The following is a 21396-nucleotide window of genomic DNA, read 5'->3' on the forward strand; positions in this document are numbered from 1 at the left end:
AAAAAAGGGCGGAGATCCCAGCTTTGATCGTGCCTTTTACAGGAGTGAGCGCCAGTTCTCTAACCAAACCTCTGCCGGATCTTCCGGGATCTCATGTTCCAGGACATTAATTTCCAGTCGTTCGCCGATGCGTTTTGCCCCCAGGCTAACGATCAACTGCTCAAACTGCTTGATCGCACCGCAAAAAAGATCGTATTCGCGGTTGCCAATGCCCACTGCGCCAAAGCGCAAGCCGGAGAGATCCGGGCGCTGCTGTTCCAGCGCTTCATATAAAGGCTGCAAATTATCGGGTAATTCGCCTGCGCCATGAGTGGAACTGACAATCAGCCACAGCCCCTGCAATGAAAGTTCGTCCAGCGCCGGGCCGTGCAGCGTCTCGGTTGAAAAGCCCGCTTCTTCCAGCTTGTCAGCCAGATGTTCAGCAACATATTCCGCACTGCCAAGAGTGCTGCCGCTAATAAGAGTGATATCTGCCATGGTGCGATCCTGCAACGCGCTGTCATCGAGAGCGAGCATTGTACGCTGTGATCAGGTTGGGATCTACCTGTGGAAAACAGGAAGATTAATGTGGGTTAATGCGTGGATCCGCCTGTCCGGCGCGGTTCCACGATCGGGATAAGTTTATGCACAGATCAGGGCTTGATGGTGCGCATGATCGGGTTCTGTAAGGAGATCAGCGTCTCGGTAGACTGGATTTCGTCAATGGTCTGGATCTTGTTGATAAGCACTAACTGCAGGGCATCGATAGATCGGCACATCACTTTAATAAAGATGCTGTAGTGACCCGTGGTATACCAGGCCTCCACCACTTCATCCAGCGCTTCCAGTTTGGCCAGCGCCGCCGGATAATCGCGGGCGCTTTTTAAAATGATGCCGATAAAGCAGCAGACGTCATAGCCCAGCCGTTTGGGGTCGATCTCTACCCGTGTGCCTTTGATAATGCCGGCCTGACGCATTTTCTCCACCCGTACATGAATCGTGCCGGGACTGACATTGAACTGTTTGGCCAGTTCGGCATAAGCGGTACGGGCATTGTCCAGCAGCGCATTAAGGATACCGCGATCCAAATTGTCGAGTTGTAGCGTTTCTGCCACGGTTAGGCTCCACGGTTGGTTAAGTATTAAAGAGAAGAATAATTCGCTGAGCCGAACAAAAAGTTGCCCGACTGACATGAGGCATCCTACCGTTGCCGACGAGGAAAGCAAAGGCAATCTACCGGTGACGCTAACGCTTCCAGCGACGCAGCAGGCGCTGCTTCAGACCGGTATCGAAGCGCCAGATATAATCGAAAATACGCAGAATGCCTGGCTTACCGTGTGCCGACAGGGCGACGGCATGAAAGCGCTGCTGATGCTGCTGTTGGTGATGTTTGATCGTTTTGATCAGCCCATCCGGCAGCCGCTGGGCAATAAAATCAGACAGGATCACCGCATCCGCTTCTCGCCACGCTTCTCCCTGCAAACGTTGCAGCACCGCCTCCAGACAGGCGGCGAGATCGGTACCGCCGCGAAAGCGCTGGTTAAGGAAGCGAATCGCCTGAGCGATACCATCTTCCGCCGTTAGTTCATAGCCCACCACCTCATGCGCAAACAGCATGATATAGCAGCGACGTTTGTCAGCCAGCGCCACTTTGAGCAGGGCCAGACAGAACGCTTTTGCGCAGCGTTCATTAAAGCCGCCCATTGAGCCGGAGGTATCTACGCAGACAATAAAGGGACCGCGCGGACATATTTCCTGTTGCTGATGTTTAACCGGGCGCTGGGTTACTTTTTCATGCCAGCTTTCACCCTGCAGGCGATAGGTCAGCAGACGTTTCTCAACCAGGCGCCGGTAAAATTCCAGCTCCAGCTCGCTGATCCCCAGCGTTGCCAGTTCGGCAGGCAGCAGCCGCAGCACATCTTCGCTCTGATGCAGCCCGTTAACCTCCTCCGGCACGCTGGCAGGCTCGCGCATCTGCTGACGCAGCGCTTCCGGCGGTGCCTCTTGTGCCGGAACCGCTTTTGCGGCGCGACTGCGGCCCAGTTGCTGCGCCAGCTTCATCAGCTCTGGCTGCCCGGCCAGGAACTCGCCATATTCCACCAGCCGCTGATAATCGTGGTGCTGTAACGGCGCGGCGCTCATATCCCACAGACGGCCTGCGCAGGACTCCTGGTTTTCTGACAGTAACGGCGCCAGCTGCCCGCTAAGGGCCATACGTTGCTGCAGTTCAGCCAGCAGCGCTTCCCGCTGTTCCTCTAACAGCTGCTCATTCAGCGTCATGGTTTGCAGCGTCAGACTGAGTCGCCAGCGCTGAAGAAACAGCATGTGCTGCGCCGGGCTTAACCGCTGGCGATCGCTGTTGTCCGCCAGCATTCGGGCCTGTTCCGCAAAAGGCGAAGCCAGTTTTTCGAGGTCGTTGAGCAAAGTAGGCAATGCGGCATTAAAATGCGGTGGGTCAAGTGTTTGATAGTGCTGAAACAGTTTAAACTCCTGATTCAGTGTAGCAGGCACCGGCGCTGCCTTTAAATGCGCGATGATTTCCGCTCTGCGGCCTGGCATTTCACGCATCAGCGCCTGCTTCATGCCGGGAAAGCTTTCAAAAAACAGTACCAGCTGCGGCGAAGCCATTAGCACAATCACCAGATCTTCGATCAGGTCTCCTTCGCTAATCGACAGCAGCGCGTTGAGCGTATCCAGAGAGATCATCGTCTGGCTTGTTTTAGCTGTTCAGCCACATCCTGCAGGCTATTTTCAATACGGGCCAGCCAGTCGTCGCTGATAAACAGACAGCGCTGATGCTGAGTAAAGAGAGCGCGTTGGTTACGCAGCTGCTCTTCCAGCGCGTCCAGCGCCTCGCTGATTTCCGCCGGTAGCGCCGCATGATCGAGGTCTCCGGGCAACGCCAGCCGGGACGATTGCAGGCTGACGTCGCGCAGCACCAGGCAATCGCTGCTGTCTACCTGCAAATCCAGCGTCTGGGCGAAACCGATGCCGTTCAGTTTACCGCGCACCTCGCCCCCTTTTTGCAGCCACTGTTGCAGGGCATCGTGGGCAATGGTCACATGAGTAACCTGCATCTCATGCAGGACCAGCGGCTGCTGCAACATTAACGTCAGTATCTCTGCGGTAAGCGAAGCAGGGAGTTCATAGTGCGCTTTGCGGCTAAATCTCCCGCCATGCTTCTTGAGTTGAATTGCCCGATCAAGGCTTTGCTGCTGCGCCAGCGTCAGATGACGCGCTTTAATGCGCTGTAGCTGAATAAGCATCGACTGCTGCTGCCAGGCCTGCTGCGTCATTAACGTGTCGATTTCGCGATCCAATAGCGTCATTGAGGAGAGATCGTGCCACAGGCAATCTTTTAACAGGATCAGATCCACCGGCGCGATAGCCTGGCGGCCGCTGAAAAAGGCGCTGGCCTGCAGCAAATGGATCGCTTTTTTCCAGCGTCTGTCAGAGATATAAGGCGCATCCGGTAACGCTTCCAGCCGCTGACGCAGTTGATAAATCAGTTCGAATACCGGCTCCGGCAGTGCCATCTGCATGATACTGGCCTGCCACTGCTGATACTCTTCATCACTAATGCACAGCGTGCTGTCTACAGGATTCGCGTTTTCATCCTGCTGGTGGATTAACATATTCCGGAAATTTTGCTTTTCATGGACGTTATCCAGCCACAGACGTATCAGCATTCGGTCATAGAGCGCTTCCAGCCCGCTGTTTGCTTCAGGCAGTTCGTTGGAGGCGGTGACCAACAGCCGCATGGGTATCGTTTCTTCGCCATCGCCGTTACGGAAGCGTCGTTCATTGATAGCGGTCAGCAGCGTGTTAAGGATTGCAGGGCCCGCTTTCCAAATCTCATCCAGAAAAACGATTTCCGCATCGGGAAGGTAACCTTTGGTAAGCCGTTGATAACGGCCTTCATCTTTCAGCGCCTGAATGGAAAGCGGGCCGAACACCTCTTCCGGCGTGGAGAAACGCGTCATCAAATATTCAAACGCGCGCGCATGTTGGAAAGCGAATTTCAGGCGGCGGGCAATCAAACTTTTGGCAATGCCAGGCGGACCAAGTAAAAAAACGCTTTCTCCGCTAAGTGCCGCCAGCAAACAAAGGCGAATAGCATGATGACGTTCATATAAGCCTTTTTCTAACGCATTGCTGAGACGAGAAATTCTTTCGGCCAGTAAATGTGGTTGAGCCATAATCAGTCAATTATCCTGTTACTACTGCACACGCAATACCCGATTAGCGAGCGCAAACACTACTGACTATCATGCTTGAATGCGTTGATAGTCGTCAGCTTTTTTATCGTGAAACGGTGAAGCGGCGCTTTTAGTGCTTAAAGATGTCAAAAGCTGCCCAGACTCAGGGGTGGGTTTTTGCAGAAAATTAGGCATACTGTGCGCTTTTTGATGGCTTGAGCCGTGCGCAGAGATGCGTTACTTCGCTCCAACAAAAGATGACATTATGAGCTCTGATAAGAAGCAGCCTCTCGCCGCAGTAACGCTGGCGGCAATAGGTGTGGTTTACGGGGATATTGGCACCAGTCCGCTTTACACCCTACGCGAGTGCCTGTCCGGGCAGTTTGGCTTTGGCGTAGAGCGAGGAGCCGTATTTGGCTTTTTATCGCTGATTTTCTGGTTGCTGATTCTGGTGGTGTCGCTGAAATATATTAGCTATGTCATGCGTGCCGACAATGCCGGAGAGGGGGGAATACTCACGCTGATGTCGCTGGCAGGCCGCAATACCGGCGGACGCGCGACCGCCGTGCTGGTCATTATGGGGCTGATTGGCGGCAGTTTTTTTTATGGCGAAGTCGTAATTACGCCTGCTATTTCAGTGATGTCGGCCATTGAGGGTCTTGAAATCGCAGCGCCTTCGCTGGATGCCTATATTGTGCCGCTGTCGATTACCGTGCTGACGCTGCTGTTTATTATTCAGAAGCATGGCACCGGCATGGTCGGCAAGCTGTTTGCTCCGGTAATGCTGCTGTGGTTTGGCGTACTGGCGGTGCTGGGCGCGCGCAGCATTTTTCATAACCCGGAAGTGCTGCAGGCGCTGAACCCCAGCTGGGCGGTGCATTTCTTTCTTGAATATAAACAGGTCTCTTTCTTTGCGCTGGGCGCGGTGGTGCTGTCGATAACCGGCGTGGAAGCTCTGTATGCGGATATGGGACACTTCGGTAAAATACCGATTCGTCTGGCCTGGTTTAGCGTTGTTCTTCCTTCACTGGTGCTGAACTATTTTGGTCAGGGCGCGCTGCTGCTGGAGCATCCGGAAGCGATTAAAAACCCCTTTTTCCTGCTGGCGCCGGACTGGGCGCTGATTCCCATGTTGATTCTCGCTACATTAGCCACGGTTATCGCCTCACAGGCGGTGATCTCTGGCGTGTTTTCTCTGACGCGTCAGGCGGTACGTCTGGGTTATCTGCCGCCGATGCGCATTATTCATACTTCAGAAGAGGAGTCCGGCCAGATCTATATCCCGGTGATTAACTGGCTGCTCTACTATGCGGTGCTGATTGTGATTATCAGCTTCGAACACTCCAGCAATCTGGCGGCGGCTTACGGTATCGCCGTGACCGGAACCATGATCCTGACGTCGATTCTGGTCTGTACGGTGGCGGTTAAAAACTGGCACTGGAACCGTCTGTTGGTGGGAGCAATCCTGTTAGGGCTGTTGTGTATTGATATTCCGCTTTTCTCGGCCAACCTGATTAAAGTTTTTTCCGGCGGCTGGCTGCCGCTCTGTCTGGGGCTGGCGATGTTTGTCATCATGACCACCTGGAAAAGCGAACGTTTCCGGTTGCTGCGCCGCATGCATGAGCACGGCAACTCCCTTGAAGCGATGATTGCCTCGCTGGAGAAATCGCCGCCAGTGCGTGTGCCGGGCACTGCGGTTTATATGTCGCGCGCGCTGAATGTTATTCCCTTTGCACTGCTGCATAACCTGAAACATAACAAGGTGCTGCATGAACGCGTGGTGCTGCTGACGCTGCGTACCGAAGATGCGCCTTACGTACATAATATTCGCCGTGTGACCATTGAGCAGCTTTCGCCGACCTTCTGGCGCGTCGTAGGCAGCTATGGCTGGCGGGAAACGCCCAATATGGAAGAGATTTTCCATCGCTGTGGTCTGGAAGGACTTAACTGTCGTATGACAGAAACCTCCTTCTTTATGTCACACGAATCGCTGATCATCGGCAAACGTCCCTGGTATCTGCATCTGCGCGGCAAGCTGTTCCTGGCGCTGCAGCGTAACGCGCTGCGCGCGCCCGATCAGTTTGAGATCCCGCCGAATCGGGTGATTGAGCTGGGCACGCAGGTAGAAATCTAGCGCGATAATCTGAGGGCGGTTACGACGGCTTTTGGGTAAATAAATAGGTGAAAAACGTGCCTGCGCGAAGGAGTTCAGGCCGATCGTAAAGACGTAAAAAGCGTCATCCCTGACAGCTCGGCCCGCGCCGTCCATGGCGCGGGACGCTTTACTCTTCTGCCTGAACTCCCCGCGCTTTGCATTTCCGCGTGGTCTGAAAATGTGGTACATCGATTTTTTATGGCTATTTAATATCATCCATAAAGACATCCATATTTTTCTTACGGCAGATCGAACGTCACGCTGAAGCCGCCTTGTGGTCGACTCGCCAGCCGCATCTGCATGCCATGTATCGCGGCGATATGCTGCACGATCGATAACCCCAGCCCGCTGCCTGATTTCTCCTGCCCTGGCGGACGGTAAAAACGTTCGCCGATGCGCTGTAGCGCCTCTTCACTGACGCCAGGCCCGTCGTCGCTAATCTCCAGCTGTTGTTGACGCAGCGTCAGCGTCACCGTGCCGCCGCGACGTCCGTAACGGATGGCATTATCCAGTAGATTACGCAGCAGCAGCGAGAGCAGCAGCGCATGACCCTGACAATGGATCGCGTCGCCCGCCTGGTTTTCCAGCCGCAGGGTAATGCCGGCTCGCTGCGCGACGGCATCCTGCTCTACAATCGCTCGCTGCATTAGCTGCGCCAGATCAACGGTTTCACTTTCCACCAGCGACCGCTGCGCATCCAGGCGAGAGAGCGTTAGCAGCTGATCCACCAGCCGCGTTGCGCGATCGATCCCGGCATCCAGATTAATCAGCGCATGTTGACGCATTTCAGCATCGTCATGCGCCAGCTGTACCACTTCGCTTTGTACCTTCAGCGCCGCCAGCGGGCTGCGTAGCTCATGGGCAGCATCAGAGGTAAAACGCCGTTCGCGTTGCAGCATCTGATGAATCCGTGAAAACAGATCGTTCAGCGCATCGACCATGGGCTTCACTTCAGACGGCAGCCTGGTTGCGCTAAGGGCGGCGGCATCATCCGGTGAGCGGCGCTGAAGCTGGTGGGCAATCTGTTTTAACGGTGCCAGCTCGCGTTGCAGCAGCCATAGCAGCAGGATAAGCATCAGCGGCAACGCAAACAGCCATGGCAGCAGCGTGCTGCGTACCACCGCGCCGGCCATTTCATCACGATATTCCCACTCCTGACCCACCACCACCACATACTGCCCATCGGGCGTATTCAGCCACACCATGCGCCAGAGGTCGTTATCGTCGCGCAGCTTACCGTCGCGAAAACCGCGATAATTGGGCTCAAAAAGAAAATATTTACCCTTGTCGCCGTCGTCAAACACCCGCTTTCCCACACGATTAAAAATGGCGAAAGCCAATGCATCGTCCTCCTGTTGGCCACGATGATCGGACAAGACCTTTTTTGTATCCGGCAGGGCGGAACGGCTCAGATCTGTGGGATGAAGCGTAATTAGCCGCTTAGCAAACAGCATCTGTTGCGTATCAAACAGCTCGTTAATGGTATGACGTGCCTGCAACCAGGCGCTGACGCTCGCCGCTCCCCAGCAGATCGCTGTTAGCAGCAAAAAGCCGCTCATCAGCCGGGCACGCAGGCTCATCTGTTTCATGGCGTTGCCCCCAGCGTATAGCCCACGCCATGCACCGTACGAATAGCAGCGCTGCCCAGCTTTTTACGCAGATGGTGAATATGTACTTCTACCGCGTTACTGGAAACATCCTGATCCCAACTGTAAAGCTTCTCCTCCAGCTGCGCCCGCGTCAGCACCCGTCCCGCATTGAGCATAAACAGCTCCAGCAGCGCCAGCTCGCGCGGTTTCAGTTCGATCAGCACATTATCCAGCGTGACGGTACGCGCAGCGGGATCCAGCGTCAGCGCGCCGTGGGTTAAGGTAGGCTGTAGCTGGCCGTGGCGTCGACGGATCAGCGCCTGCAGGCGTGCCGCCACCTCACTCAGCGCAAAAGGCTTGCAGAGATAATCATCCGCGCCCTGCTGCAATCCTTCTACTCGCTGCGCCACCGCATCGCGCGCGGTTAAAATCAGTACCGGAATATCTTCGCCGCGGCTACGCCAGCTGCGCAAAATATCCATACCGTCGCGCTGTGGCAGGCTGAGATCCAGCACAACGGCATCATAGGTGGCTGACTTCAGCGCCGCCATTCCCTGCTCGCCATCTATTATCCAGTCAACGCTAAAACCCAGCTTGCCCAGCCCGGCTTTGATGCCATCACCAATTAAACGATCGTCTTCAATTAACAGAATACGCATGGGGTTTCCCCGATCTCTCTCACTGTCGCCGTTATACGGAAAAAACGCTTCGCTTGTACAGAAGAAGGGGGCAAATGTTGCGACCAGATAACAAACGCATAAAAAAATGGTGCCACTTAAGATCCTGTTAAGAACCCTGTGCTGTACTTAGAAGCATCTATCCGAGCCATTAACAAACGAGGGAAATTCAATGAAGCAGCATGTTGCAATGGTTGCGATTGTCGCTCTGTTCACAATGCCGGCACTGGCGGCGCAGACCGGTGGTTTTGTCGATCCGAACGCACCGAAAACTCAGACTCAGACTCAGAAAGGCGGCTTTAAAGGTCCACAAAATGTGGTCACGGTAAAAGAAGCCAAAGAGATGAAGGATGACAGCTGGATTACCGTACGCGGCAATATTGTTAAGCGCCTCAGCGACGATGACTATCTGTTCCAGGATGCAACCGGCACACTTTCAGTGGAGATCGATGAAGCAGACTGGAAAGGCCAGAGCGTAAGTCCTGGAGATAAAGTTGAGCTACAGGGCGAACTGGATAAAGCCTTTAACGATGCGCAGCTGGAAGTTAAACAGGTACGTAAAATCCAGGGTTAAGCATTAGCGTTCAGCTGCTGCGTTAGCGTATCCAACAAATGCTGCAACGTTGGCGAACGATCCCAGCGTCGCCAGGCCAGCGCAATATCGGTGGTCAGCGACGCTTCCTGACAGGGATGGAAGCTGATATCAGGCATTGCGACGCAGCTGAGCGATTGCGGCACCAGCGCAAAGCCAAACCCGGCTGAAACCATGCCGATAATCGAGGAGAGCTGCGGCGCATACGGCCCGGTTTGCGGCTGAAAGCCCGCCCGTACACAGGCGCTGATAATCGACTCATACAGACTGGGCGCTATCTCCCGTGGAAACATTACTATTGGCGTATCGCTGAGCTGACTTAGCGAAATTTCCTGCTTTGTGCTGAGCGGATGAGCGTTATGCAGGACAATTTGCATCTTTTCGCTGGCGATCAGCTTGAGGTTAAAGGCCTTGCTGGTTTCACAGGGCAGGCGAACAAAAGCGGCATCCAGTAATCCCTCCTGAAGATCCTGCATCAGTGAAGACATACTGGCCTCACGTGGCAACAGCGTTACCGAGGGAAACTGTTGTTGAAAAGTCTGTAGCAGGCGGAAAATATCCTGATGAAAGGCCACCGAGCTGGCAAAACCCAGCGACAGCTTACCCGTAACGCCCCGCGCAATGCCTTTCGCTTTTTCCAGCGCATGTCCGGTTAAATCAAGGATCTGACAGGCATCCTGATAAAACGCCTCCCCGGCCTCGGTGAGTTCCACGCCTCGCGTCAGCCGCTTTAGCAGCGGCGTCCCTATCTCTCGCTCCAGACGCAATATTTGCTGGCTTAACGGCGGCTGAGAAATCCCCAGCATCTCAGCCGCGCGAGTGAAGTTACGCGTCTGCGCAACGGCGACGAAATAACGAAGATACCGTAGTTCCATATCTAAAACGTCTCAAAGTGAAGGGCTTTCTGTATTGGATTCTCCCACTGAATCGCGCGAACATATAGTTAAACAGTGTTAACCTTTTGTGCAGAGGGGAAAATCATGTCACATTCTGTAACTGATTGTTCATGCGAGAAACAGCTTGCTGAAACCATCAGTGCGCTGCGCGAAGAACAACCAGAAAGCGTAATCTATCAGACCTCGCTGATGAGCGCTCTGCTGAGCGGCGTTTATGAAGGTTCGAAAACCATTGCCGATCTGCTGAAGAAAGGAGATTTCGGCCTGGGAACCTTTAATCACCTTGATGGTGAGATGATCGCTTTTAACAGCAACGTATATCAACTCCGCGCCGACGGCAGCGCCAATGCGGCCCAGCCCGATCAACGTACGCCGTTTGCCGTAATGACCTTTTTCCGTCCGCAGTATCAGCATCGTTTTAGTGGCGTTGCCGATCGCGATGCGGTGCATGAAATCATTAATCAGCAGATCGCATCCGATAACCAGTTTTGTGCGTTGCGCATTGATGGCCGTTTTCACCAGGTTCAGACGCGTACCGTGCCCTGCCAGCATCGTCCTTATAAACCGATGATGGAGGCTATTGAACAACAGCCAACCTTCCATTTTAACCAGCGCGATGGCGTATTGATCGGCTTCCGCACGCCGCAGTATATGCAGGGCATTAACGTAGCAGGCTATCACGAACACTTCATTACTGATGACCGTCAGGGCGGCGGCCATGTGCTCGATTATAGCCTGGAGTCTGGCGTACTGACCTTCGGTGCCATTAGCAAGCTGGTAGTGGATCTGCCGGACGATCGTGATTTCTTACAGGCCAATCTCAACCCGGACGATCTCGACAGCGCCATTCGCGCCGTAGAAAGCTAAATCCCGCCACAGGAGAAAAAATGAAAAGCGATATGCAGAAAGAATGGGCGCACGGCGCCGATTTGGTTGTCGCCCAGCTGGAGGCGCAGAGTGTTAAACAGGTGTTTGGTATTCCCGGCGCTAAGGTTGATAAAGTTTTCGACTCGCTGGTGGACTCCTCTATTCAAACCATTCCGGTTCGCCATGAAGCCAACGCCGCTTTTATGGCCGCAGCGGTAGGACGTTTAACTGGTAAAGCGGGCGTGGCGCTGGTTACTTCCGGCCCCGGCTGCTCTAACCTGATCACCGGCATGGCGACGGCAACCTCTGAAGGCGATCCGGTGGTGGCGCTGGGCGGCGCGGTAAAACGTGCGGATAGCGCCAAGCTGGTGCATCAAAGCATGGATACCGTTGGTATGTTCCGTCCGATCACCAAATATGCGGTAGAAGTGGGCGCGCCGGATGCGCTGGGTGAAATCCTTGCCAACGCCTTTCGCTATGCGGAGCTGGGTCGCCCTGGCGGCGCGTTTATCAGCCTGCCGCAGGATATCGTGGATGGACCGGTACGCGGTAACGTGCTGACGCCAGCAGGCGAGCTGCTGCTTGGCTCTGCGCCAGACTGCGCCATTAACCACGTCGCTGATAAAATCGCGAAAGCGAAAAACCCGATTATCCTGCTCGGCCTGATGGCCAGCCAGCCGAAAAATGCCAAAGCGCTGCATCGTCTGCTGGAACGCAGCCATATTCCGGTCACCAGCACCTATCAGGCAGCCGGTGCCGTATCGCAATCGCACTTCTCACGCTTTGCCGGTCGTGTGGGACTGTTTAATAACCAGGCAGGCGATCGCCTGCTGCTGCAGGCAGATCTGATTATCACTATCGGCTACAGCCCGGTGGAGTATGAACCTGCGAAATGGAACAGCGGTAACGCCGAGCTGGTGCATATAGATGTACTGCCTGCGGAAACCGACAACTGTTATCAGCCAGATGCCGAACTGATTGGTGATATCGCCGCCACGCTGGATAAGCTGGCCGCACGTATTGAGGCGCCGCTGCATCTTAGCCCTGAATCCGCAGATATCCTGAAAGATCGTCAGCAGCAGCGTGAGCTGCTGGCGATGCGCGGTCACCAGCTGAACCAGTTTGCCCTGCATCCGCTGCGTATTGTGCGCGCGATGCAGGACATCATTAACAGCGACGTGACGTTGACTGTGGATATGGGCAGCTTCCATATCTGGATTGCCCGTTACCTTTACAGCTTCCGTGCCCGCCAGATCATGATCTCCAACGGTCAGCAGACCATGGGCGTTGCGCTGCCGTGGGCGATTGGCGCGTGGCTGGTGGATCCGAGCCGTAAAGTGGTATCGGTCTCCGGCGATGGCGGTTTTATGCAGTCGAGCATGGAACTGGAAACGGCGGTGCGCCTTGGCGCCAACGTGTTGCACATCATCTGGGTCGATAACGGTTACAACATGGTGGCGATTCAGGAAGAGCAAAAATACCAGCGTCTTTCCGGCGTAACGTTCGGCCCGATCGATTTCAAAACCTACGCAGAAGCCTTTGGCGCAGCAGGATTCGCGGTGGAAAGCGCCGATCAGCTGGAGCCAATATTGCGCCAGGCGATGGATGTACAGGGACCTGCTGTGGTTGCGGTGCCGGTAGATTATGCCGACAACCCCAAACTGATGGGGCAGCTGCATCTGAGCCAGATCCTGTAATACCCCTTTATCAACTCAGCAAGGAGCAGTTATGGAAAGCAAAGTTGCATTAGTGACCGGTTCCGGTCAGGGCATCGGTAAAGCCATTGCCCTGCGGCTGGCGAAAGATGGATTTGCCGTCGCGGTAGTGGATTACAATGCGGAAACCGCACGTCAGGCTGCCGAGGAGATTACGCGGCAGGGCGGTAAAGCCATTGCGCTGCAGGCGGATGTCTCCGATCGCGATCAGGTATTTGCGGCAGTTGAGCAGGCCCGGCAGCAGCTGGGTGGATTTGATGTAATCGTCAATAACGCGGGCGTTGCGCCTACCACGCTGATTGAAGATATTACGCCGGAAATCGTCGATAAGGTTTACAACATCAACGTGAAAGGGGTGATTTGGGGCATTCAGGCGGCGGTCAAAGCCTTTAAAGCGCTGGGGCACGGCGGCAAAATTATCAACGCCTCTTCGCAGGCGGGCCACGTAGGGAACCCGGAGCTGGCCGTTTACAGCTCCAGCAAGTTTGCCGTACGCGGTCTGACCCAGACAGCCGCACGCGATCTTGCGCCGCTGGGCATTACCGTAAACGCCTATTGTCCCGGCATTGTAAAAACGCCGATGTGGGATGAAATTGACCGTCAGGTTTCAGCTGCTGCAGGCCAGGCTCCGGGATACGGCACCGCTGAGTTTGCTAAACGCATCACGCTGGGCCGTCTTTCCGAACCGGAAGATGTTGCTGCCTGCGTCGCGTTCCTGGCAGGCCCGGATTCCGATTATATGACCGGCCAGGCGTTGCTTATTGATGGTGGTATGGTCTTCAGTTAATCCGCTGAAACGGGCCTTAACCGGCCCGTTTCTTTACCTAAATCAAATTTCCTCACCCGCCAGCGAAACGTTTCGATAGCGATCACAATTCTGTTACCTTTCTGTTGTCAACACCCCCGATTTTTCTGAAACTCCGGTTTGGCGAAACGTTTCGCTCAGGAGCGCATCATGAAAAAAGGCACCTTACTTAACGCGGAAATTTCTACGGTTATCGCTCGTCTTGGGCACACCGACAGCCTGACAATTGGCGATGCCGGACTGCCCATTCCCGCTGGCCCGCAACGGATCGATCTCGCGGTAACGCATGGCATTCCCAGCTTTTTACAGGTCGCGCAGGCTGTTACGCACGAAATGCAGGTGGAAAGCGCCATTATTGCTGAAGAGATCCGTACGCATAACGCCAGGCTGCACGACGAACTGATCGCGCTGCTGGAAGTGCTGCAACGTCAGCAGGGCAATGACATCACTATCGCCTATGTTCCTCATGAACAATTCAAAACTTTAACGCAACGGAGCCAGGCGGTCATTCGCAGTGGGGAATGTACGCCCTACGCGAATATTATCCTGACCGCCGGCGTGACCTTCTGAGGCTGCTATGCAACCGCTACTGCAACTAAAAGGCATCGAAAAATCATTCCCGGGCGTAAAGGCGTTAAATGGCGCTGCGCTTTCCGTTTATCCAGGCCGGGTGATGGCGCTGGTAGGCGAAAACGGCGCGGGCAAATCCACCATGATGAAAGTGCTGACCGGTATCTATAAACGTGATGCCGGATCGTTGCAGTGGCTGGGTGAAGAGACGCACTTCAGCGGGCCGAAAGCGTCACAGGAAGCAGGCATCGGCATTATCCATCAGGAGCTGAACCTGATCCCACAGCTCTCTATCGCCGAGAACATTTTCCTGGGCCGCGAGTTTGTTAATGGTTTTGGCCGTATCGACTGGAAAAAGATGCACGCCGAAGCGGATGCGTTGCTTAAACGCCTTAATCTGCGCTTTAACAGTCATCGCCTGGTGGGCGACCTCTCTATCGGCGACCAGCAAATGGTTGAGATTGCTAAAGTTCTCAGCTTCGAGTCAAAAGTGATCGTGATGGATGAACCCACCGATGCGCTAACCGATACCGAAACAGTATCGCTGTTTCGGGTAATCAACGAACTCAAAGCGCAGGGCTGCGGCATTGTTTATATCTCTCATCGCATGAAAGAAATTTTTGAAATTTGCGATGACGTCACGGTTTTCCGCGACGGTCAGTTTATTGCCGAGCGCAGCGTCGATACGCTAACAGAAGCCTCACTGATTGAAATGATGGTGGGACGCAAGCTGGAAGATCAATATCCACGGCTGGATAAAGCGCCAGGTGAAATTCGCCTGCAGGTAGAAAACCTCAGCGGGCCGGGTATTGATAATGTCAGCTTTACGCTGCGCAAAGGCGAAATCTTAGGGGTGTCCGGACTCATGGGCGCTGGCCGTACCGAGCTGATGAAAATGCTGTACGGCGCGCTGCCGCGTAGCGCCGGCAAAGTAGTGTTAAACGGGCGCGAAATTAACGTTCGTACGCCGCAGGACGGCCTGGCTAACGGCATCGTTTATATTTCGGAAGATCGTAAACGCGACGGCCTGGTGCTGGGTATGTCGGTGAAAGAGAACATGTCACTGACCGCGCTGAGCTATTTCAGTAACGGCGCCGGCGCGCTAAAGCACAGCGCCGAACAGCTGGCAGTCAGCGATTTTATTCGTCTGTTTAATATCAAAACGCCGGGTATGGATCAGACCATCGGCCTGCTTTCCGGCGGTAATCAGCAGAAAGTCGCCATTGCCCGCGGTTTGATGACGCGGCCCAACGTACTGATCCTTGATGAGCCCACGCGCGGCGTGGATGTTGGTGCCAAGAAAGAGATTTATCAGCTGATCAACCAGTTTAAAGAGGAAGGGCTGAGCATCATTCTCATCTCTTCTGAAATGCCGGAAGTGCTGGGGATGAGCGATCGCATTCTGGTTATGCATGAAGGCCGCCTGAGCGGCGAGTTTTCCACTGAACAGGCCACGCAGGAAGTCCTGATGGCTGCCGCCGTAGGCAAGCAACACAGCGAGGAGTTAGCACATTTATGAGTACCCAAACCTTACCAGCCCGCCGCCGCTGGTTCAGCAAGGCCTGGCTGCTGGAACAAAAGTCGCTGATTGCCCTGATCGTGCTGATTGCCGTCGTTGCCAGCCAGAGCCCGAACTTTTTTACCGTTAATAACCTGTTCAATATTCTGCAGCAGACCTCGGTAAACGCCATTATGGCGGTGGGTATGACGCTGGTTATTCTGACCTCCGGCATCGATCTTTCTGTTGGCTCGCTGCTGGCGCTAACCGGCGCGGTAGCGGCATCACTTGTCGGGCTGGAAGTTAATGCGCTGCTGGCCGTGGCCGCTGCGCTGGGGCTGGGGGCAGCGATTGGCGCAGTTACCGGCACCATAGTGGCGAAGGGGAAAGTGCAGGCCTTTATCGCCACGCTGGTAATGATGTTGCTGCTGCGCGGCGTGACCATGGTTTATACCGACGGCAGCCCGGTGAATACCGGCTTTAATGAGAATGCCGATCTGTTTGGCTGGTTCGGTATTGGTCGTCCGCTGGGGATCCCGACGCCGGTATGGCTGATGGCGGTGGTGTTTTTGGCAGCCTGGTACATGCTGCACCATACGCGTCTGGGGCGTTACATCTATGCATTGGGCGGCAATGAAGCGGCAACCCGTCTCTCCGGGATCAATGTTAATCGCGTAAAAGTGATCGTCTATGCGCTAAGCGGTATGCTGGCAGCGCTGGCGGGCACCATTGAAGTGGCTCGCCTCTCCTCGGCGCAGCCAACCGCAGGCACCGGCTATGAGCTGGACGCCATCGCAGCGGTTGTGCTGGGTGGAACCAGTCTGGCTGGCGGCAAAGGACGCATTATGGGCACGCTGATCGGTGCGCTGATCCTTGGCTTCCTGAATAATGGTCTTAACCTGTTGGGCGTCTCTTCCTACTATCAGATGATCGTCAAAGCGGCGGTGATTTTGCTGGCGGTGCTGGTGGATAACAAAAGCAGTAAATAGCGCTTACCTCTAAGGATATAAAGATGAAAATGAAAAAACTCACGGCAATTGCAGTACTGCTTGGCGCTACGCTTAGCGCCAATGCACTGGCTAAAGATACCATCGCGCTGGTGGTTTCAACCCTGAATAACCCCTTCTTTGTCTCGCTGAAAGATGGCGCGCAGAAAGAAGCCGATAAGCTGGGTTACAATCTGGTGGTTCTGGATTCACAAAATAACCCGGCGAAAGAGCTGGCAAACGTTCAGGATCTGACCGTTCGCGGCACCAGGTTGCTGCTGATCAACCCAACCGACTCAGATGCGGTGGGAAATGCAGTTAAAATGGCAAACCAGGCCAATATTCCGGTGATTACCCTGGACCGCGTAGCGGCGCAGGGCAAAGTGATTAGTCACGTGGCGTCAGATAACCGCTTCGGTGGGAAAATGGCCGGTGACTTTATCGCGAAGAAACTGGGTGAGGGCGCAAAAATTATCGAGCTGCAGGGTATTGCCGGGACTTCCGCCGCGCGTGAACGTGGTGAAGGTTTCAAACAGGCTGCCGATGCGCATAAATTCCAGATCCTGGCCAGCCAGCCTGCCGACTTCGATCGTACCAAGGGCCTGAACGTTATGCAGAACCTGCTGACGGCGCATCCGCAAGTGCAGGCAGTGTTCGCGCAAAACGATGAAATGGCGCTGGGTGCGTTACGAGCATTGCAAACTGCCGGTAAATCTGATGTGGTGGTCGTGGGCTTCGACGGCACCGATGATGGGGTTAAAGCCGTAGAAGGCGGCAAACTGGCCGCGACCGTGGCGCAGATGCCGGAGAAAATTGGTCAGGTAGGCGTACAGATCGCTGATAAAGCGTTAAAAGGCGAGAAAGTACAGGCTATCAATCCGGTCGATCTGAAGCTGGTCACCAAATAACAAAGAAAAGCATGGCAACGCGCCACCGTTCAGGTGGCGCACTTTTCTGGATGAACCCCGAATGACGCAATCCGCTAAACTCGCTGTACTTGGCAGTATTAATGCCGATCATATTCTTAATTTGTCACAGTTTCCGCGGCCCGGTGAAACGGTGATCGGGAAACAGTACCAGGTTGCTTTTGGCGGTAAAGGCGCAAATCAGGCGGTGGCCGCTGGCCGCAGCGGCGCAGATATCGCTTTTATCGCCTGCGTGGGTGCTGATGATATTGGCGAACGTATTCGTCAACAGTTAGCTGCTGACCGCATCGATACCTCTCCTGTTTCTGTGATTGACGCCGCCACGACTGGCGTAGCGCTTATCTTTGTTAACAGCGAGGGCGAAAACAGCATTGCTATTCATGCCGGGGCGAACGCTGCGTTGACGCCAGAGGTTGTGGCGCAACATCAGCAGGTCATTGCCGATGCTGCCGCATTACTGATGCAGCTGGAGTCACCGTTGGAAAGCGTGCTGGCGGCGGCGAAAATTGCCCGGCAGCATGGGACGCGCGTGATCCTTAATCCTGCGCCGGCGACTGTTTTGCCGGATGAGCTGTTGGGGCTGGTGGATATGATCACCCCAAATGAAACCGAAGCGGAAATGCTGACCGGCATTGCGATAAAAAGCGATGAGGATGCGGCCCGCGCCGCCGCCGTGCTGCATGAAAAAGGCATCGCACAAGTGCTGATCACGCTTGGTAGTCGTGGCGTCTGGCTTAGCGAAAAAGGTGCAGAGCAGCGCATTCCAGGCTTTCGCGTTCAGGCTGTGGATACCATTGCCGCCGGAGATACCTTTAACGGCGCGTTGATTACCGCACTGCTGGAACAGCAGCCGATGCCGCAAGCGGTGCGCTTTGCCCATGCGGCGGCGGCGATTGCCGTAACGCGTTCCGGCGCGCAGCCATCCGTGCCCTGGCGTGAAGAGATTGACCGCTTTTTACAGCAGCAGGGGTAAGCGGATTGGCTACCATGAAAGATGTCGCCCGTTTAGCGGGCGTCTCGACCTCAACGGTCTCGCACGTTATCAATAACAGCCGCTTTGTAAGTGAAGCGATCAAAGAAAAAATTGAAGCGGCCATTCTCGAGCTAAACTATGCGCCCTCGGCCCTGGCGCGCAGCCTGAAGATCAACCAAACCCACACCATTGGTATGCTGCTTACCGCCAGCAGTAACCCTTTTTATGCTGAAGTGGTGCGTGGCGTGGAAAACAGCTGCTATGAACGCGGCTACAGTTTGGTGTTATGTAATACCGAAGGTGATGAAGAACGCATGAATCGCAGCCTTGAAACGTTGCTGCAAAAGCGTGTTGATGGTTTGCTCATCATGTGTACCGAAAGTCATCTGCCTTCTGCCGATATCCTGACGCGTTACCCTGGCATTCCTTCGGTAATGATGGACTGGGCGCCCTTCGACGGCGGCAGCGATATTATTCAGGATAATTCACTGCTCGGCGGTGAGCTGGCGGCCAACTATCTTATTGCGCGCGGCTATACGCGTATCGCCTGTATTGCCGGGCCGCTGGATAAAACCCCGGCGCGGCTGCGGCTGGAAGGGTTTAAACAGGCGATGACAGCAGCCGGCCTGCCTTTACCGCCAGAGTATGTCATTAATGGTGATTTTGAATTCCAGGGCGGTTTCAACGGCATGAACGCATTGCTGGCGTGTAAATCACGCCCGCAGGCGGTATTCACCAGCAATGATGCGATGGCCGTTGGCGCGTATCATGCGCTCTATCAGGCGGGGTTACGCGTCCCTGAAGATATGGCGGTGATGGGATATGACGATATTGAACTGGCGCGCTATATGACGCCGCCGTTAACGACAATTCATCAGCCAAAGGATGAACTGGGCGAGCTGGCCATCGATACGTTAATTCATCGGCTCAAATCGCCCGGCGGCAGTCAGCAAAGGCTGGTGCTGACGCCGGAGTTGATTGAACGTCAGTCAGTCGCGCAACGTTAAGCCTTTTTACGGCGCTTTTCACGATCGCTAATCAGGTGACGGCCATCACCTGGTTTTAACAGCATAAATACCAGCGCCGACAGAACGGTGACCACGCCCATGGTCAGAAACGTCGAGTGGAACTGCTCAACCGTAGTGCCGCCAAAGTTCTCATAGAAGCGCAGTACCGCAGCGCTCACCGCGACGCCGAAACCGATCGCCAGCTGCTGCGTTACCGCTAACATACTGTTGCCGCTGCTGGCATTCTCATCGGTAAGATCGGCCAGCGTAATGGTGTTCATGGCGGTAAACTGCGTTGACATCGCCATCCCCAACAGAAACAGCGGCAACAGCAACACGTAAATCTGTTCGCCCGGTGACTGCAATGCAAAGCTGGCAATAAACAGGCCGATAATTGCGGTAATGGCAACCAGCGTAGTGCGATAGCCCAGCCTGCGTAACACGCTGGTTACCGTCGATTTCGCCAGCATAGAGCCAATCGCCGTCGGTGCCATCATACAGCCTGCGATAATCGCTGAGTAACCAAAGCCCACCTGCAGCATTAGCGGCATAAGAAAAGGAACGCATCCGGTGCCCAGTCGGGAAGCGACATTTCCCAGGATGCCGATTGAAAACGTGCGGGTCTTAAACATTGGCAGACTAATTAGCGGGGTGGGATGACGTCGCGCGTGCGCTATATAAAGCAGCAGTAAAAGGATACCACTCAGCAGAACGGCAACAGCAATGGTACTGGCGACAATTTTCTCTCCGAATAACTCAATGCCGCATGAAAGCAGCACCAGGCCGAAACCGAACAGGATAAAGCCCAGCGAATCGAAGCGACGACGCGGCGTTGTAAAGTCCGGCATATATTTGCGTGCGTAGACAATACCAAGAATGCCGATAGGGATGTTTATCAGGAAGATCCAGTGCCAGGAGGCATAGGTAACTAAAATGCCGCCAAGCATAGGGCCGACCACGGGACCGACCAGACCGGGCAAGGTAACAAAGTTCAGCACCGGCAATAGCTCGCTGCGCGGATAGGCCCGTAATAAAGCAAGGCGTGCCACTGGCATCATCATTGCTCCGCCAACGCCCTGGATAATACGCGAGATGACCAGCACCATGAGCGAGCCGGAAAGCGCGCAGATCAAAGAGCCAAAGGTAAAAAGAGAGACAGCAACGATAAAAACCTTACGGGTACCGTAGCGATCGGCCAGCCAGCCGCTGACTGGAATCAACATCGCCACCGTCAGGGTATAGCTGATAACCGCAGACTGCATAGCAAGTGGAGAACGCTGGAGACTGTTGGCGATAGCCGGGAGAGCGGTATTCAATATTGTTGCGTCCAGTGACTGCATGAAAAAAGCCATCGCAGCAATCCAGGGAAGCCCGGCCATACTGCGCGCAGATTTGATCATTAAGCATCCTTCTTCTTTATTGTTTACGTGGCCAACAACAAAATCGGCAGAGAAATAGAGAATAGCATCAGCCGAAGCTGGGCACTTCGCCAAAAACGGGCAAAACAACGCGGAGTTCTGGTTGCGAGATATACAATTAGCGGTGTTTATTCAGGCTATTGGCTAAAAAAGAGACGCTTGGCTGTTTTTTTTAAATTAGCACTTGCGAGCTTCAGAGAACTCCCTATAATGCGCCTCCACTGACACGGCACAACGGCTTACGCAGCGTCGGGTCAGGCGGTTCAGTAAGATGAATCGCCGGAGAAAAACTTCTGAAAAAGAAGTTGACTCTGAAAGAGGAAAGCGTAATATACGCCACCTCGCGACAACGGTATCAGGTACCGGTCGCACTGCTCTTTAACAATTTATCAGACAATCTGTGTGGGCACTCACGGACGGGATATCGCAAAAACTATTGCAGTATCAAGTCTCAGAGTGAACACGTAATTCATTACGACGTTTTTCTTTGAGCATCAGACTTTTAAATTGAAGAGTTTGATCATGGCTCAGATTGAACGCTGGC

General features: G+C 54.4%; 19 protein-coding genes. 11 read left to right on the forward strand and 8 right to left on the reverse strand.

What is annotated here, in order from left to right; genetic code table 11:
- Positions 1–36: 36 nt before the first annotated feature.
- From mioC to ravA, 4 genes are all read right to left on the reverse strand, one after another.
- A complete protein-coding gene (gene mioC, locus ACQE3Y_RS08970; protein WP_426973765.1) occupies positions 37–477 on the reverse strand; it encodes an FMN-binding protein MioC in 441 nt (146 codons plus the stop codon).
- 155 nt (positions 478–632) lie between these two features.
- Positions 633–1094 carry a transcriptional regulator AsnC gene (gene asnC / locus ACQE3Y_RS08975; RefSeq protein ID WP_085069191.1) on the reverse strand — a complete coding sequence of 154 codons (462 nt, stop codon included), beginning with the start codon at positions 1092–1094 and terminating at the stop codon, positions 633–635.
- A 130-nt stretch (positions 1095–1224) separates the two neighbouring features.
- Positions 1225–2685 carry an ATPase RavA stimulator ViaA gene (gene viaA / locus ACQE3Y_RS08980; protein WP_426981460.1) on the reverse strand — a complete coding sequence of 487 codons (1461 nt, stop codon included), beginning with the start codon at positions 2683–2685 and terminating at the stop codon, positions 1225–1227.
- Complete coding sequence (ravA, locus tag ACQE3Y_RS08985; RefSeq protein WP_426973763.1) at positions 2682–4178, reverse strand: ATPase RavA; 1497 nt, start codon at positions 4176–4178, stop codon at positions 2682–2684. Before ravA ends, viaA begins: the two co-directional genes overlap by 4 nt.
- 265 nt (positions 4179–4443) lie before the next feature.
- On the opposite strand from ravA, the gene kup reads away from it, so the two are divergent.
- Positions 4444–6312: a low affinity potassium transporter Kup gene (kup, locus tag ACQE3Y_RS08990; RefSeq protein WP_250651258.1), complete on the forward strand. Its 1869-nt coding sequence runs from the start codon at positions 4444–4446 to the stop codon at positions 6310–6312.
- Positions 6313–6572: 260 nt separating this feature from the next.
- On the opposite strand, the gene qseC is transcribed toward kup, so the two are convergent.
- A complete protein-coding gene (qseC, locus tag ACQE3Y_RS08995) occupies positions 6573–7922 on the reverse strand; it encodes a quorum sensing histidine kinase QseC (protein WP_426981461.1) in 1350 nt (449 codons plus the stop codon).
- The gene (gene qseB / locus ACQE3Y_RS09000) at positions 7919–8581 is read right to left on the reverse strand and encodes a quorum sensing response regulator transcription factor QseB (protein ID WP_426973761.1); all 663 of its coding nucleotides are present in this window, start codon (positions 8579–8581) and stop codon (positions 7919–7921) included. Before qseB ends, qseC begins: the two co-directional genes overlap by 4 nt.
- A 190-nt stretch (positions 8582–8771) precedes the next feature.
- Here qseB and ACQE3Y_RS09005 point away from each other — a divergent pair, with 190 nt between their 5' ends.
- Positions 8772–9173: a YgiW/YdeI family stress tolerance OB fold protein gene (locus ACQE3Y_RS09005; protein WP_426981462.1), complete on the forward strand. Its 402-nt coding sequence runs from the start codon at positions 8772–8774 to the stop codon at positions 9171–9173.
- Here ACQE3Y_RS09005 and ACQE3Y_RS09010 read toward each other — a convergent pair.
- Positions 9170–10066 carry a LysR family transcriptional regulator gene (locus tag ACQE3Y_RS09010; protein ID WP_426973759.1) on the reverse strand — a complete coding sequence of 299 codons (897 nt, stop codon included), beginning with the start codon at positions 10064–10066 and terminating at the stop codon, positions 9170–9172. The genes ACQE3Y_RS09005 and ACQE3Y_RS09010 overlap by 4 nt on opposite strands.
- 105 nt (positions 10067–10171) lie before the next feature.
- Here ACQE3Y_RS09010 and budA point away from each other — a divergent pair, with 105 nt between their 5' ends.
- The 9 genes from budA (at position 10172) to rbsR (ending at position 19434) form a co-directional block, all read left to right on the forward strand.
- The gene (budA, locus tag ACQE3Y_RS09015; protein WP_426981463.1) at positions 10172–10954 is read left to right on the forward strand and encodes an acetolactate decarboxylase; all 783 of its coding nucleotides are present in this window, start codon (positions 10172–10174) and stop codon (positions 10952–10954) included.
- Between the two features lie 20 nt (positions 10955–10974).
- Positions 10975–12651: an acetolactate synthase AlsS gene (gene alsS, locus ACQE3Y_RS09020; RefSeq protein WP_426973757.1), complete on the forward strand. Its 1677-nt coding sequence runs from the start codon at positions 10975–10977 to the stop codon at positions 12649–12651.
- Positions 12652–12682: 31 nt separating this feature from the next.
- Positions 12683–13456, forward strand: a complete 774-nt coding sequence (locus tag ACQE3Y_RS09025; protein WP_085069206.1) for a (S)-acetoin forming diacetyl reductase — start codon at positions 12683–12685, stop codon at positions 13454–13456.
- A gap of 168 nt (positions 13457–13624) precedes the next feature.
- Positions 13625–14044: a D-ribose pyranase gene (gene rbsD, locus ACQE3Y_RS09030; protein ID WP_426973756.1), complete on the forward strand. Its 420-nt coding sequence runs from the start codon at positions 13625–13627 to the stop codon at positions 14042–14044.
- Positions 14045–14051: 7 nt separating this feature from the next.
- On the forward strand, positions 14052–15563 hold the full coding sequence (rbsA, locus tag ACQE3Y_RS09035) for a ribose ABC transporter ATP-binding protein RbsA (protein ID WP_426981464.1): 1512 nt from the start codon (positions 14052–14054) through the stop codon (positions 15561–15563).
- Entirely contained in the window at positions 15560–16531 is a 972-nt protein-coding gene (gene rbsC / locus ACQE3Y_RS09040) for a ribose ABC transporter permease (RefSeq protein ID WP_085069212.1), read from the forward strand. The genes rbsA and rbsC overlap by 4 nt, the downstream gene beginning before the upstream one ends.
- A 23-nt stretch (positions 16532–16554) precedes the next feature.
- Entirely contained in the window at positions 16555–17436 is an 882-nt protein-coding gene (rbsB, locus tag ACQE3Y_RS09045; RefSeq protein WP_426973754.1) for a ribose ABC transporter substrate-binding protein RbsB, read from the forward strand.
- Between the two features lie 61 nt (positions 17437–17497).
- Complete coding sequence (gene rbsK, locus ACQE3Y_RS09050; RefSeq protein WP_426981465.1) at positions 17498–18427, forward strand: ribokinase; 930 nt, start codon at positions 17498–17500, stop codon at positions 18425–18427.
- A 5-nt stretch (positions 18428–18432) separates the two neighbouring features.
- Positions 18433–19434 (forward strand): ribose operon transcriptional repressor RbsR, encoded by a 1002-nt coding sequence (gene rbsR, locus ACQE3Y_RS09055; protein WP_237172462.1) that lies wholly within the window; start codon positions 18433–18435, stop codon positions 19432–19434.
- On the opposite strand, the gene mdtD is transcribed toward rbsR, so the two are convergent.
- A complete protein-coding gene (gene mdtD / locus ACQE3Y_RS09060; protein WP_426973752.1) occupies positions 19431–20834 on the reverse strand; it encodes a multidrug transporter subunit MdtD in 1404 nt (467 codons plus the stop codon). The genes rbsR and mdtD overlap by 4 nt on opposite strands.
- Positions 20835–21396: the final 562 nt, after the last annotated feature.

Source organism: Pantoea sp. FN0305, from assembly GCF_050113845.1.
Classification (GTDB): Bacteria; Pseudomonadota; Gammaproteobacteria; order Enterobacterales; family Enterobacteriaceae; genus Mixta; species Mixta alhagi.